12 protein-coding genes are annotated in these 13,936 nt (G+C 62.2%); all 12 read right to left on the minus strand.

Annotation, left to right across the window (positions count from 1 at the left end):
• Nucleotides 1-21 precede the first annotated feature (21 nt).
• The 12 genes from HU764_RS24885 to prlC all read right to left on the minus strand — a co-directional run bounded on the left by HU764_RS24885 (nucleotide 22) and on the right by prlC (nucleotide 13,848).
• Nucleotides 22-1,407, minus strand: coding sequence for a TrbI/VirB10 family protein (locus tag HU764_RS24885; protein ID WP_186679190.1), 1,386 nt, complete (start codon nucleotides 1,405-1,407; stop codon nucleotides 22-24).
• Between the two features lie 6 nt (nucleotides 1,408-1,413).
• Nucleotides 1,414-1,857 carry a conjugal transfer protein TrbH gene (locus tag HU764_RS24890; RefSeq protein WP_186703897.1) on the minus strand — a complete coding sequence of 148 codons (444 nt, stop codon included), beginning with the start codon at nucleotides 1,855-1,857 and terminating at the stop codon, nucleotides 1,414-1,416.
• Between the two features lie 2 nt (nucleotides 1,858-1,859).
• Entirely contained in the window at nucleotides 1,860-2,750 is an 891-nt protein-coding gene (gene trbG / locus HU764_RS24895; protein WP_186679206.1) for a P-type conjugative transfer protein TrbG, read from the minus strand.
• Nucleotides 2,751-2,760: 10 nt separating this feature from the next.
• Nucleotides 2,761-3,510 (minus strand): conjugal transfer protein TrbF, encoded by a 750-nt coding sequence (locus tag HU764_RS24900; protein ID WP_186679210.1) that lies wholly within the window; start codon nucleotides 3,508-3,510, stop codon nucleotides 2,761-2,763.
• Complete coding sequence (locus tag HU764_RS24905) at nucleotides 3,507-6,065, minus strand: VirB4 family type IV secretion/conjugal transfer ATPase (protein WP_186679213.1); 2,559 nt, start codon at nucleotides 6,063-6,065, stop codon at nucleotides 3,507-3,509. Before HU764_RS24905 ends, HU764_RS24900 begins: the two co-directional genes overlap by 4 nt.
• Nucleotides 6,062-6,373: a conjugal transfer protein TrbD gene (locus HU764_RS24910; RefSeq protein ID WP_186679215.1), complete on the minus strand. Its 312-nt coding sequence runs from the start codon at nucleotides 6,371-6,373 to the stop codon at nucleotides 6,062-6,064. The genes HU764_RS24905 and HU764_RS24910 overlap by 4 nt, the downstream gene beginning before the upstream one ends.
• 3 nt (nucleotides 6,374-6,376) lie before the next feature.
• Entirely contained in the window at nucleotides 6,377-6,769 is a 393-nt protein-coding gene (locus HU764_RS24915; RefSeq protein WP_186679219.1) for a TrbC/VirB2 family protein, read from the minus strand.
• 14 nt (nucleotides 6,770-6,783) lie between these two features.
• On the minus strand, nucleotides 6,784-7,740 hold the full coding sequence (gene trbB / locus HU764_RS24920; RefSeq protein WP_027592016.1) for a P-type conjugative transfer ATPase TrbB: 957 nt from the start codon (nucleotides 7,738-7,740) through the stop codon (nucleotides 6,784-6,786).
• Between the two features lie 563 nt (nucleotides 7,741-8,303).
• Nucleotides 8,304-9,362, minus strand: a complete 1,059-nt coding sequence (locus HU764_RS24925; RefSeq protein ID WP_186703909.1) for a PA0069 family radical SAM protein — start codon at nucleotides 9,360-9,362, stop codon at nucleotides 8,304-8,306.
• Between the two features lie 65 nt (nucleotides 9,363-9,427).
• Nucleotides 9,428-11,422 (minus strand): M3 family metallopeptidase, encoded by a 1,995-nt coding sequence (locus HU764_RS24930; RefSeq protein ID WP_186703898.1) that lies wholly within the window; start codon nucleotides 11,420-11,422, stop codon nucleotides 9,428-9,430.
• Between the two features lie 96 nt (nucleotides 11,423-11,518).
• Complete coding sequence (locus HU764_RS24935) at nucleotides 11,519-11,800, minus strand: YheV family putative zinc ribbon protein (protein ID WP_027592019.1); 282 nt, start codon at nucleotides 11,798-11,800, stop codon at nucleotides 11,519-11,521.
• Nucleotides 11,797-13,848, minus strand: a complete 2,052-nt coding sequence (prlC, locus tag HU764_RS24940) for an oligopeptidase A (RefSeq protein ID WP_338109088.1) — start codon at nucleotides 13,846-13,848, stop codon at nucleotides 11,797-11,799. The genes HU764_RS24935 and prlC overlap by 4 nt, the downstream gene beginning before the upstream one ends.
• Nucleotides 13,849-13,936: the final 88 nt, after the last annotated feature.

A 13,936-nucleotide genomic window follows, 5' to 3' on the forward strand; every position in this document is an offset into this window, starting at 1 on the left:
TTGCTCTCCTTGGCAAATGGTTCAGTAATCGAAGGACTGGTAAGGCTTCGAGAACGTCAGGTCCTTGGTCACCATCACGTTGAAGCGATAGCCCGGACGGATTTCGAGGGTTGGCGCGATGTTCAGGTTCTTCGAAATCATCTGCGCGGTCACCTCGCCCAACTGCTGGCCGAGCGCCTCGCTCATGGCGCTGCTGGCGGTCTCACGGTCACTGCTGTCACTGCTGGCACGGTCCTGGCTGAGGCTGATGCCGGCGACGATGCCGGACATCAACAAGGCCGAGCCGAAGATCCGTACATAGTGGTTGTTGACCTGATCGTTGAAGCCGGAATAGCCGGCGCTGTCGCTACCCGGCATCGAACCGATGTCCATCGCCTTGCCATCCGGGAAGATGATGCGCTGCCAGGCGACCAGTACCCGCGACTGGCCATAGGCCACGCTGCTGGAGTAGGAACCGACCAGGCGCGAGCCCTGTGGCAACAGCAAGTGCTTGCCGGTAGCGGTGTCGTACACAGCCTGCGCGACCTGAGCGATGATCTGCCCAGGCAACTCGGAGTTGATACCGGCAATCATCGTGGCAGGGATCACGTAGCCCGCGCGCAGCTCGTAAGGGCTACGGGGTGATTCCATGGTCACGTCCATCTTCCAGCGGTCGCTGTTCTCCGTGGTGCCGAACTGGTTGTAGTCCTTGCCAGCGTTGCTGGCGGCTTGCACCAGGAACGGCGAATCGCCCTGCGCACCGCCGCCACCGCCCCCGCCTGAGCTGATCGCCTTCAACTCGGCCATGCGCGCCTTGTAGGCTGCGGTCGGGTCACTGCGCGAGGCCTCTTGCATACGCTGGCGTGCGGCAGCGATGCGGGCCAAGGCGTCCTGCTGGCTGGACGGGGCGCCGGCAGCGCCGAGGCTTGAGCCAGCGCTGCGCGGGGCCTCTACCCGGACGGTACTCTGCGCCCGGACGGCCTCCTGGAACTGCTGCATCTTCATTTGGCGGATGCGTTCCAGTTCTTCACCGTTGACGCTCGGCGGCATCTCGCGCGGCGGCATAGGCGGGGCATCGAGGTTGCTCGGGCGTACCACCTGCAAGCTGGCGGGCTGCGGTGCGGGCGTGTCGTCCAGAGTCGGCATGGCCGGCGGCTCAACTTTACTGGGGATGATCCCATCTTGGTCCATGCCATTGATCTGCTGGGCAAACATGCTGCTGTTGCCGGCTTTTTCCGCTTTCTTTTCCTCAGGCTTGTCCTGCTCTTCGGCACGATCGGCCGCCACCAGCAGCATGATCAGCAGAAACACCATGGCGGCGGCGCCAATCAGATAAATCGGCCAGTTGTTGACCCGACGCACACCGCTGTTGCGATGCAGTTTGCCGGGCGATGCGTCCGGCGACATGACATCGTTCTTGCTACTCATCACACGTCACTCCTTGCGTACCCAGGCCCCGGCGGCCAGCACCTGGCCGTTCTGCACCGCGTAAACACGGCTCAAGGACTCACGCCCGACCAGCAGGGTGACCCGATAGAGGTCGCTGTCCTTGGGCGCATCGACGATGTAGTTGACCTGCAGCGGCGCAACCGTACGCGCCGTTGCGGGTACCGGCTGAGCCTTAGGGTCAAATTCCTGTACCGAGAAACCGGAGGCGCGCAATGCGCTGACCAGGGATACGCCGTAGCCGTCAGTGGTTTCCTGGGCGATACGCAAGCGCGTGCGGGCCGGCGCGTGCACGACTGCCAGTTGGCGCGCGGTGGCGCTCGCCAGCTGCTGATTGATCGCCGGCGTGGTTCGGTCGGCAAAGTTGCCGTAGGGCCCGTGAGCACAACCCGCCAGCCACAGGCAAACGAAGGGTGCGATCCATGCGCGCATCGTTATTTACCCCTCTGAATGGTGACGCGGTCCTGCGACTTGCCGACGCCAGCAATCAGGATGGCCTTGTCGAATACGGTGTCGACGATGTAGCGGTCGCCCTGAACCCGGTAGTTGACCATCACGGTCTCATCATCCTTGAACCAGCCACCGTCCTTGCGCACGACCACCAGGGCCGGCGCTTCGGTCTGGCCCATGGTGCGTGGCATCTGGATAATGGTCTTGCTGCCGTCGTTGTAGACACGCACCGGCTTCCAGGAGGTTTCACCGCTGACGCTGTAGTCGAAGTTCAGGTTGCCCAGGTATTCGCCGGTCTCCGGGATGGTCGCCTTGCGGCGCTCGGTGGTTTCGCGGTTCTTGATCAGGTTCCACTTCGCCAGCGCTTCTTCCGGGTAGGTGAAGGCCACTTGCGGCATGTATTCGGTACGGTGCGAACGCAGCTTGAAGTGGTAGGTGCGGCGGTTGGTGGTGACCACCAACGAGGTCTCCAGGCCCACATCCATCGGTTTGATGATCAGGTGCTGGACTTCGCTCTCGCCCACGCCGGTAATCGCCGGCTCGACTGTCCAGCGCGCGGTGTCGCCGAGGTTGATCGAGTTGACCTGCTCACCCGCCTGCAAGGCGATGTCGCAGACCTGCAGCACGGCGCAGACGATGCTCGGCTGCTGGGCGCCGAAAATGAAACGTGCGGTGCCGTCACCGCCATCCACTGGCTTGATGCCGGTGGCACTGGCCTGCTGCCAGCGCTGGGAAATCGCCAGTGCGGCCTTCTCCTGCGCGGTCAGGGTCGGGTTGGCATCGGAAAAGTACAGATCGGCGGCGCTGGTGCCCGGCGCAGCCTGCGCGAACGCGGGCAAAGCCGCCGCCAGCATGGCGCAAAGGTAACGGTTCATGGTCGATCCTTCAGAGTTGCTTGGACCAAGAGAAGTCACGGACGTAGGTCCCGATCGGGTTCATCCGTACTTGCTCCTCGCTGGTCTGGGTAGTGGGTTCGGCGGTGTAGGTGGTGACCAGGGCGCGCCAGGTGGCCTTGCCCTTGAGCATGCCCTGGCGGTCACGGGTGACTTCTTCCCAATCCACCTGCCAGGTCTCCGGGGTCTGCTGCATGACCGAACGGATATCGACACTGACGGTTTCTTCGGCGGCACGTACGAACGGGCTGGCCTCCTTGCTGCCGTTGAGCCACTCGTTCATTTTCTGGGTCGCCGGGTCATTCGGCCCAAGCAGGGCGTATAGCCGGAAAATGGACTTGCGCAGCAGTGCGACGTCGGGGGTGACCGTGCGCGCATCGGCGATAAAGGACGCTATCTGCGACTTGATGACCCGCAGGTCGACCGGCACCGCGACCTGCGCAGGCGCTACAGCCATTGGCTGGCCAAGCTTGTCGACCTCCACCACGTAGGGCACGAACTTCGACTGGCTGCCGATGTGAATGATGCCGCCGACACCGGCGAGGGCGACCATCATCGAGAGGATACCCACCACCTGCCAGGACTGGCGGGAGGTCACCAAACTGCCGACATGGTCATTCCAGGTGCGGCGGGCCGTCAGGTACGGGTTGTCGAGGACGGCGCCCTGGGGCGTCTCTGCTTTGGCGGTAGCATTGGCGGGACGCTTGAAAATGAGTCCCTTGATGCTGTCTGCGAGGTTCATGCGGCGACTCCATAATCATTCAGTCTCAGGCCCCTGGCAGCCAGCCATTCCGCCACCCAGGCATTGCCATATTTGGCTTCCAGGCGCTTGATGGCAGCCACGGACTCTTTGTCGGAAGAGCCGACGAAAGCCAGGGCCAGTGGGCCCAGCGCCAGGTCGTAAAGGCGTCGGCCGTTTTCCGACACGTAGTAGTACTGGCGCTTGGGAATAGCGGTGGCCAAAATCTCGATCTGCCGGGCGTTGAGGCCCATGCGGCGATAAAGGGCAGCGGTGTCCTCGTCGCGGGCATAGACATTGGGCAGGAAGATCTTGGTAGCGGTGGACTCGACGATGACGTCGAGAATCCCCGAGTTCGCCGCGTCCGACAGGCTCTGGGTGGCCATCAGCACCAGGCAGTTGGCCTTACGCAGTACCTTGAGCCACTCACGGATCTTCTCGCGGAAGACCGGGTGGCCGAGCATCAGCCAGGCTTCGTCGAGGATGATCACCGCCGGCTGGCCTTTGAGCGCGCATTCGATGCGGCGGAACAGATACAGCAGTACCGGCAGGGCGTACTTGTCGCCCAGGTTCATCAGCTCTTCGATCTCGAACACGGTGAAGTCGGAGAGCGACAGGCCATCTTCCTCGGCATCGAGCAAGTGCCCCATGGTGCCGTCGACCGTGTACTGGCGCAGGGTCTCGCGCACGGCTTCGTCCTGCACGATGATGCAGAACTCAGACAGGGTGCGGGAGCCGTCGCGGAACATGGTCATCACCGCGTGGCCGATTTCGTTGCGCTGCGCTGCAGTGGTTTCAAGGCCATTGAGCGCCAGCACGGTATCCAGCCACTCCATCGCCCAGGCGCGATCACCTTTGGTTTCGAGGAACTGCAACGGGCAGAAGGCCAACTGTTCGTCGTCTGCCGCCACGGTGAAGTGGCGCCCGGAGCGGCCATTGCTTTCGGCGCGAATACCGGCCGCCAGCGGGTACATCGACATGCCCTTGTCGAAGGCGAAGATCGACATGCCCCGATAGCGGCGCAGTTGTGCGGCGATCAGCGCCAGGTGGGTCGACTTGCCCGCACCGGTCGGGCCGAACATGAAGGTATGCCCCAGATCGCGTACATGCAGATTCAGGCGGAATGGCGTGGCACCACTGGTCACGCAATGCATCAAGGCTGGCGACAGCGGCGGGTAGAGCGGGCAGGGCGCATCGGCGCTGCCGGTCCAGATGCTGCTGGTGGGCAGCAGGTCGGCCAGGTTCAAGGTGTTGATCAGCGGGCGACGCACGTTCTCTACGCCGTGGCCCGGCAGGCTGCCCAGGTAGGCGTCGAGGGTGTTGATGGTCTCGATGCGGGCGGCGAAGCCCAGGCGCTCGATGGCCTTCTCGACACTACGTGCGGACTCTTCGACACGCACACGGTCTTCGCCCATCAGTACCACCACGCTGGTGTAGTAACCCTGCGCAACCAGGCCGCTGTTGACCTCGGCGATGGCATCGGCCGCGTCCTGCACCATGGCCAGGGCATCCTGGTCGATGTTGCTGTTGTTGGTGTTGAATACCTGGTCGAAGAAGCCACGGACTTTCTGCTTCCACTTCTTGCGGTACTTTTCCAGGTGCTGCACCGCTTCATGGGTATCCATGAAAATAAAGCGGCTGGACCACCGGTACTCGCAGGGCAACTCGGCCAGCGCCGAGAGAATGCCGGGTGCCGACTCCAGCGGGAACCCTTCGATGGCCACCACCTGAATGAAGTTGCGGCCGATCTTCGGCACCACGCCGCCCCAGAGCTCCTTGCCACCGATGACAGCATCCAGGTACATCGGGTTGCTCGGCAGCAAGACGGGCTGGCTCACGCCGGTGACACAGAACTGCACCCAGCTGAGCAAGTCGTCATGGGTGATGTGCGCGCCTTCCTCGGTGATTTGACGGTTACCCTTCAGGCGGGTCAGCTTAAGCACTGCGGCCAGGCTGCCCTCGACGCTCAAGCAGTCGCGCTTGAATTGCTCGATCAAGTTGCGCGTGCGCAGCTTGGCGTCCGGTGGCGCGGTGTCGTCGTCGAACATCAGTTCGACGAACTTCTGCTGGGCCAGCATCGGCGGGAAATAGGTGAGGCTCAGCACGAAGTAGCCTTCGTACATGGTCCCCAACGACTCGAAGTAGGCGCGGCGCTCTTCGTCCATGGCTTCGGTCAGGCTGTCAGCGAAGTGTGAGACGCCTTGGGCGGAGTAGTTCGCCGCCGGGCGGCGAACCGCATCCACGTGGATCATCCAACCGTTGCCCAAGCCAGCCAAGGCTTGGTTGATCCGCAGCGAAACCAGTTCACGCTGGGCGTCGGTGCTGCTGGCGTTGTCGTCACCCCGGTAAAGCCAGGCGGCCATAAAGGCGCCGTTCTTGCCCACGATCACCCCGTCGTCGACCATCGCCGCGTGGTTCAGCAGGTCGGACAACCCGGCCTCTGTCGAACGGTGCTTCTTCAGCTTGAGCTCCGCATCCACCTGCAGCAGACGCTGGATCAGCAGCAGCACCAGCAGAGCACCGAGGGCTGCGATGGCGTACGCAATACCTTCGATCATTTGTATTGACTTCCCTGACTTGGAGGATTGTCCCTGAACGGTGTGCTACGCGCCGGGTAGTAAGGCTTGTAGCGGCGGTGACGAAGGTAGACGTGGCGCATTTTGGAGTCGGACTTGGCCATTACGCGGAAGACGAACAGCGAGCCGAACCAGAGCACCAGGCCCACAACGGTTGCCCGTACTTCCTGGGCGCTGAAAATCAGCGCGAAGGCGAGCAACCCGGAGAACATCACCAGCTCGCGATCCCCGCCCATGAACAGGTTGTCCCGGTTGCCGGCCCGCCGGATGGGAATCGTGCGCAGCGCCATACTTCAGACCTGACCCTGTACCAGGCTGTGCTGAGGCAGCAGCTGTGCCAGCTCGGCGCTGGAGGTGAAGAAGCTCTGCATGATGTTGTTGGCACCCACGATCAGCGCCATTACCAGCACGAGGAAGATCAGGCTACGGAAGAAACCGTTGAGGTCGCCGCCGAAGATGAGCACACCACCAGCTACCACGATGCCAATGATCGACAGGGCAAACGCTACCGGGCCGGTCACCGATTTACGCAGGTTTTCCAGCCAGCTTTCATAGGGCAAACCGCCGCCGGTGCCAGCCGCAAAGGCATTCTCCGGCGCAACCATCACCGCCAGCAGCAGGAAGCTGAAGGCCAGGTAGCCAAACGTTTGGGCATTGAAACGGAACAGCGAAGTGTTGGCGTGCATGTGCAGTGTTTTCCTTAAAGATTGCGCATGATGTAGCGGCCGTTGTCGTACCCGGAAACCTCGAGGATTTCCTGAATGCGGCGGCCTTCTGGGGTTCTGGCGATGGAGATGACGACGTGAACCGCTTCGCCAATTAGCGGTTCGATTTCGGCCGGGGCCGATTTATTGCGGGAAACCAGGGATTTGAGGCGGGTCAGCCCCTCGCTGGCGCTGTTGGCGTGCAACGTCGCCGCGCCGCCAGGGTGGCCGGTGTTCCAGGCATCGATCAGGTCGAGCGCTTCTTCACCGCGCACCTCGCCCACCAGGATGCGATCCGGGCGCATGCGCAGGGAGGTCTTGAGCAAGTGGGTCATGCTCACATCGACGGTGGTGTGGTACTGCACGAAGTTCTTGGCCGCGCACTGGATCTCGCCGGTGTCTTCGATGATGAAGACCCGCTCGCTGGGGAACTCCACGACCATTTCGTTGATGACGGCGTTGACCAGGGTGGTCTTGCCGGTACCTGTACCGCCGATGACCAGGATGTTGCGGTGATCGCGGATGGCGCGCTTGATGGCGTCGCACTGGATCGGGGTCATGATCCCCGATTCGACATATTGGTCCAGGGTGTAGATGGCCACCGCCTTCTTACGGATGGCAAAGGTGGCCGCACGCACCACGGGCGGCAGTTGGCCGGCGAAGCGAGAACCGTCCAGCGGCCACTCGCCCTCGAGCAACGGCTTGCTGCGGGTCACTTCCTTGCCGTGGAAGCCGGCCACGGTCTTGATGATGGACTCGGCCTGGGCCGGGCGCAGGTCGCCGATGTGCCTCATCGGCTTGCCCAACTGCTCCAGCCAGAGTTTGCCGTCGCCATTGCACATCAGCTCAACGGTCTGCGGATCGTTGAGTGCATCGATGATGAGGGGGCCGGCATCGCGCTCCAGTTTCTTTTTGGCGCGCTCTTTCAGGCTGGCAGTTTCTGCGATTTCCACACTTGATCGTCCATGAAAATAGATACCACCCCAAGGTCTTGGGGAGGGCACTCCAAATATTTTTCTCGTGCAGTTCTTTGAACTAATGGCGAAGTGGAATGTCACCGCCCGCGAACTAACCTGCAATTGCAGAATTTGTTCGTGTTATGCGAGCCACTTCACAAGGGCGCGCAGGTTACCCGGCAACAATTACTAACGAAAGAGTCGATCTCTTACGGCTTTGTAAGCTTTCTCTTACACGCTTGGGACTAACGTCCCATTGACTAGTCAGGCAGGAATGGCTGCAGGCACCGTAAAATCTGGGCTTAACAGAACATCTATATTAATTTGATATTTAAGTGCCACTATCTTTGCCAGTATTAAATGGCTTGAAAAATTTGACAGAGTTCACACTTGCACGCGACGTATTCTTACGTAAACGCTGGCAGGGAAAGTTAATCCAGTATGAATATAGGCCCGGCAGGCACCGCAACTTCACCGGCTCCGCTGAAGTGCCACTGAGTAATGGCAATTAGATTCCACTTTGATATCTAGTGTGCCACTTCGGCGTTACTGTCGGGCATTCAGAACAATGTCAACTGGCCACCAGGCGGGCAGAATTTCGAGCAATCGAGCGCCTGTGCTTCGCGCCCTTCGAATGCCAGTTTGCGCATGGCTTTGGCGAACCGCTGCGCCAGCAGCTCGGCGAAAATGCCCTCGCCACACATGCGTGCACCAAAGCGACTGTCATACAGTTCACCGCCGCGGCTCTGGCGAATCAGGCTCAACACATGGGCCGCACGCTGGGGGTAGTGGTCCTGCAACCACTGCTCGAACAGCGGTGCCACTTCCAGCGGCAAGCGCAACATCATGTAGGCAGCGCTTTGCGCACCAGCCTCCTTGGCGGCCTCTAGCAAGCGCTCCAGTTCACTGTCGTTGATCATCGGTATCATCGGCGAACACAAGACCCCCACCGGCACACCTGCCTCGCGCAGCACCCGGATCGCCCGCAACCTCGCCCTGGGCGATGCCGCACGTGGCTCAAGCACCCGCTTGAGGTCGTCGTCCAGCGTCGTCAGGCTGATCATCACCCGCACCAGCCGCTGGCTGGCCATCTCGGACAACAGGTCGAGGTCACGCAGCACCAGCGACCCTTTGGTGACGATGGTCACCGGGTGGCGGAAGCGCAGCAGCACTTCAAGCAAGCGCCGGGTCAGCAGGTGGTCACGCTCGATGGGCTGGTAAGGGTCGGTGTTCGAGCCCAGGTTGATCGGCGCGCAAACGTAGCCCGGTTTGCTCAACTGCTGTTCGAGCACGTCGGCAGCATTGGTCTTGGCGATCAGCTTGGTCTCGAAATCCAGGCCTGGGGACAGGTCCCAATACGCGTGCGAGGGGCGGGCATAGCAGTAGATACAACCATGCTCGCAACCTCGATAGGGGTTGATGGACCGGTCGAAGGGCAGGTCGGGCGAGGTGTTGCGGCTGATGACGGTCTTGGCGGTTTCGACCCGCACCTCGGTGCCTTGGGTCAGCGGTACTTCCTGGTACCAGCCGTCATCCTCCGCAACCGAATGGTTCGGGGCAAAGCGATTGTGTGGGTTATGCGCCGTGCCACGGCCTTTTTGCGGTGCTGGAGGAATCATCATCCATCCCTATACTGTATCCATATACAGTATAGGTGGTATGCGGTTTATTCCAGCGCCTCTGGTCAGGTCAGGCCGTACCAACGTGCATAGGCGGCATGGCTGGGCAGGCGCCCGAGGAAGGCTTCGATGCCATCACGCAGCGGCTGCGAGGCACCGGGTTCGAACAGAGTCTCTTGCAGCGCGCGCCCCGTTTCACGGTCGAGCAAGCCGTGTGCTTCGAAACGCGTGAACAGGTCGAAGGCATGCACGTCTGCCCACAGGTAGGCGTAAAAGCCGGCATCGTAGCCAGTGACCAAGTGATCGAAGGCATGCGCGGGGTGTTCGAAATCCGCCAAAGGCCAGTAGCCGCAAAGGCCGCGGGCTTGCTGCAGGCGCTGCTCAAGCGTTCTGCCGTCATGGGGCGCGCCGTGCAGGTCGAGGTCGAACAGCGCCAGGCTCAGGTCGCGGCCGATTTCCTCGATGCCTTCTTGCTTGAACTGGCTCAGGTATGCCTCAGCCTGGGCCTCGCTCAGCGCACTGCCATCTTCACGCTGCGCCGCGATACCCGCCAGGTAACGCGCATCCCACACCCAGCGCTCCAGCAGCTTGCCGAACAGCTCCACGCCGTCATTGCCCAGCTCGGTCACATTGGACATGACGTGGTTGGTGGTGCGCACCAGCAAGTGGTGCAGGGCATGGCCGAACTCGTGGTACAGCTTGCGCAGCGACAGGTGATCGAGCAACGGCTCGGCGCCCGCCAGTGCGGCGGGGATATCGCTGTTCACCACCACCACCGCAGGCTGGTAGATGCCCTCGGCATCAATGCGCCGGTTACGCACATAGGTGGTGAACACGGCGTCGGGCTGTTTGCCAGTGTGTTGCACCGCGTCCAGGTAAAGCAGGCCTATGTGGGCGTGGTCCTGCCAGACCTCGAAGCTTTGCACGCTGTCGTCCCAGGCAGCCAGCTGCCTGGGACGCAGGTCGAGCGCAAACAGTTGCCGGGCCAGGCCAGTCAAGGCCGTGACCACTGCACTCAACGGAAAGTAATCACGAAATGCCTCATTGGCGCTGGCGTCGCCCGCTGTGGCCTGTAGATAGCTGATGTCCCAAGGCTGAACAGGCCCCAGGTTTTGCGCCGTCGCCTGCTGTTGAAGCTTCGTGCGCCACTGCGCCATTGCCGGCTTCACTGCCGCTGCCAGGCCCTGGAGAAAATCGCCTACCTCGCTGAGCGACCCGGCGCTCTTGCTGCGCAGGCTCAGTTCGACGTGGTTGGCAGCACCCAACAGGCGGGCTTTTTCGTCCAGGCATTCTGCCAGTTGCTGCAGATGGGTGCCGTTATCCTGCGCCAGATCGGTACTGACGCCACGGGTATGAAACGCGCGGTAGAGCCGTTCACGCAAGGGGCGATGGGCCGCCTGGCGCAGCACGGCCTCGGTGGACGCGCTTTCGCAGGCGACCAGCCAGCCTTGCTCGCCGGCTTCCTCAGCGCGCACCGCCAGCTCCTCACGCAGCCTGGGTGGCAGGCCACGCAGTTCGTCTTCACCATCGACCAGCAGCCCTGGCCGGTCGAGGTTGCCTAAGAACGCTTGGTGCAGGTTGCCGATCTGCGTCTGTAACTCGACCAGGCGCGCCTTGTCGGCTTCGCCGAGCGCAACGCCACTGCTGGCGAACTTGTCCAGGTGCCAACTCAGGGTGGCGCGCTGCTGCGCAACCAAGTTCATGCCATGGGCACTGCTGGCCAAGCGTGCGTAGAGTGCCTGTAGGCGGGCGTTGATTAATTTTTGATCGAAGCGTGCGACCGCTCGGGCGTAGAAGCCCATAATCGCCTCGCCCCAGCTCGGCGCCTTACCCATCAGTGGCATGACGGCATAGAGCACCGCCAGCAATTGCGCATCCAGCTCATCGACTGCCAACACCAGGTCATCCCAAGTGGGCAGCGCCTGTTGCCGTTCGATGATGCGGGCGATGCCTTGTTCGTGCGCCTGCAGCACATGATCGAATGCCGCCTGCATGTTCTGCAGGGTGATCGCGGAATAATCAACGGGGGTCTTGCTGCCTTGCAGGAGGGGATTGTCCATGACGCATCGCCTTGCTCAGTGGGGAGCGGGCGAGCATGCCTACCTGGCAGGGCGGTAGAGGCTTGATTATCTACCACCCGGCCAGGTAGGCCGGCCTTATTCGGCCGGTTTCTTCAGCTTCGGATTGGGGAAGAACTGCACGGTCTGCACCTTCGCCGGCGCCGGCTTGGGCGCCAGGTGGTTGACCCGCGTGCCGAGCTCCGAAGGCACCGACAGCCCTTGTTCATTCAGGGTATCGGTGAAGCCGCAGGCCACGCATTCGCGGTGCGGCACGCCATCTTCGTTCCACATCATCAGCTTGTCGGGCTCGCTGCACGCCGGGCAGACCGCCCCGGCGATAAAGCGCTTCTTGGTCTTGTTCACAACTACCTCACTCATGCCGCCGCGTCCTCGCTCAGCCCGCAGTGGCGCAGCAATGCATCGATGGAAGGCTCACGGCCACGGAAGTCGACGAACAGCACCATCGGCTCACGCGAACCACCCCGCGCCAAGATCGCCTCGCGGAAGGCACGGCCAGTCTCGGCATTCAGCACGCCTTCTTCCTCAAAGCGCGAGAACGCGTCGGCCGACAGCACCTCAGCCCACTTGTAGCTGTAGTAGCCCGCGGCATAACCGCCCGCGAAGATGTGCGCGAAGCTGTTGGGGAAACGGTTGTACGCCGGTGGGCGCATCACTGTCACCTCGTCGCGCACGCCTTCGAGCACCTCCAGCACGCTGCGGCCATCGCCGTGGGTGGCGTGCAGCTCGAAGTCGAACAGCGAGAATTCCAGCTGGCGCACCATCATCATGCCCGACTGGAAGTTTTTCGCCGCCAGCATCTTGTCCAGCAGGTCTTGGGGCAGGGCAGCGCCCGTTTCGTAATGGCCGGAGATCAGCGCCAGGCCTTCCGGCTCCCAGCACCAGTTCTCCATGAACTGGCTCGGCAACTCGACCGCGTCCCAGGCCACGCCATTGATGCCAGACACACCGGCATGTTCGATGCGGGTCAGCAGGTGGTGCAGACCGTGGCCGAACTCGTGGAACAGGGTGGTGACTTCATCGTGGGTCAACAGCGCAGGCTTGCCGGGCGCGGCAGGGGTGAAGTTGCACACCAGGTTGGCCACCGGGCTCTGCAGCGCGCCTTCAACGGTGCGGCGACGGTCACGGGCGCCGTCCATCCAGGCGCCACCGCGCTTGTTGGCGCGGGCATAGAGGTCGAAGAAGAAGCGACCGACGTGTTGGCCGTTTTCCTTGATTTCGAACAGGCGTACATCCGGGTGCCAGCTGTCGAAGCCTTTGAGCTCGGCGATTTCGATGCCGTACAGGCGCTGAACGATGCTGAACAGGCCCGACAGCACCTTGTCGATCGGGAAGTAGGCACGCAGGGTTTCCTGCGACACGCTGTAGCGTTGCTCGCGCAGCTTCTCGCCAAAGTAACCGGCATCCCAGCTGGACAGCTGCGGGCAGCCCTGCTCGGCAGCGTAAGCCTTGAGCTGCTCCAGGTCCTGGGCAGCGAACGGCTTGGAGCGTTTGGCCAGGTCACGCAGGAAGCTCAGCACCTGGTCGCTGGACTCGGCCATCTTGGTGGCCAGGCTCAGCTCGGCGTAGTTCGAGTAGCCCAGCAGCTTGGCCAGTTCCTGACGCAGGTCGAGGATTTCCTGCATCACCGGGCCATTGTCGAACTGGCCGGCATTAGGGCCTTGGTCCGAGGCGCGGGTGCAGTAGGCGGCATACAGCTCTTCGCGCAGGGCGCGGTCGCTGGCGTAGGTCATCACCGCGTAATAGCTGGGGAATTCCAGGGTGATCAGCCAGCCGTCGAGGTCTTTGGCCTGGGCCGCGGCCGCCATCTGCGCCTTGGCCGAATCGGTCAGGCCGTCCAGCACGGCTTCGTCGGTGACGTGCTTGGTCCAGGCTTGGGTGGCATCGAGCAGCTGGTTGGAGAACCGGCTGCCCAGCTCGCTGAGCTTGCTCTGCACTTCGGCATAGCGCTGTTGCTTGTCGGCCGGCAGGTCGATGCCCGACAGGCGGAAGTCGCGCAGGGCATGTTCAAGGATGGTCTTCTGCGCCACGTCGAAGCTCGCCGCTTCCGGGCTGTTGACCAGCGCCTCGTAGGCTTCGAACAGCGCACGGTTCTGGCCCAGTTCGGTAGAGTAGGCGCTCAGCGCTGGCAGGCAAGACTCGTAGGCCTCGCGCAATTCCTTGCTGTTGCACACAGCATTGAGGTGGCTGACCGGGCTCCAGGCAGCGCCCAGGCGGTCATTCAGTTCGTCCATGGCCAGCACCAGGCCAGCCCAGGTAGGGTTCTTGCCCTGCTTTTCGAGGATATCGGCAATGGCTTTGCGGTTGTCGGCCAGGATCTCTTCGATCGCCGGCAGCACGTGTTCGGCGCGGATCGCCGAGAAGGGCGGCAGATCGTAGGGCTGCAGAAGCGGGTTGGTCGCACTCACGGTTTGGATACCTTGGCAGAAGAAACACTGGACCATCTTAATTACAATCGACGCCGACCGCAGCAGGCAGCCTGCCTATCGGCACAGA

Source organism: Pseudomonas kermanshahensis (assembly GCF_014269205.2).
Lineage (GTDB): Bacteria > Pseudomonadota > Gammaproteobacteria > Pseudomonadales > Pseudomonadaceae > Aquipseudomonas > Aquipseudomonas kermanshahensis.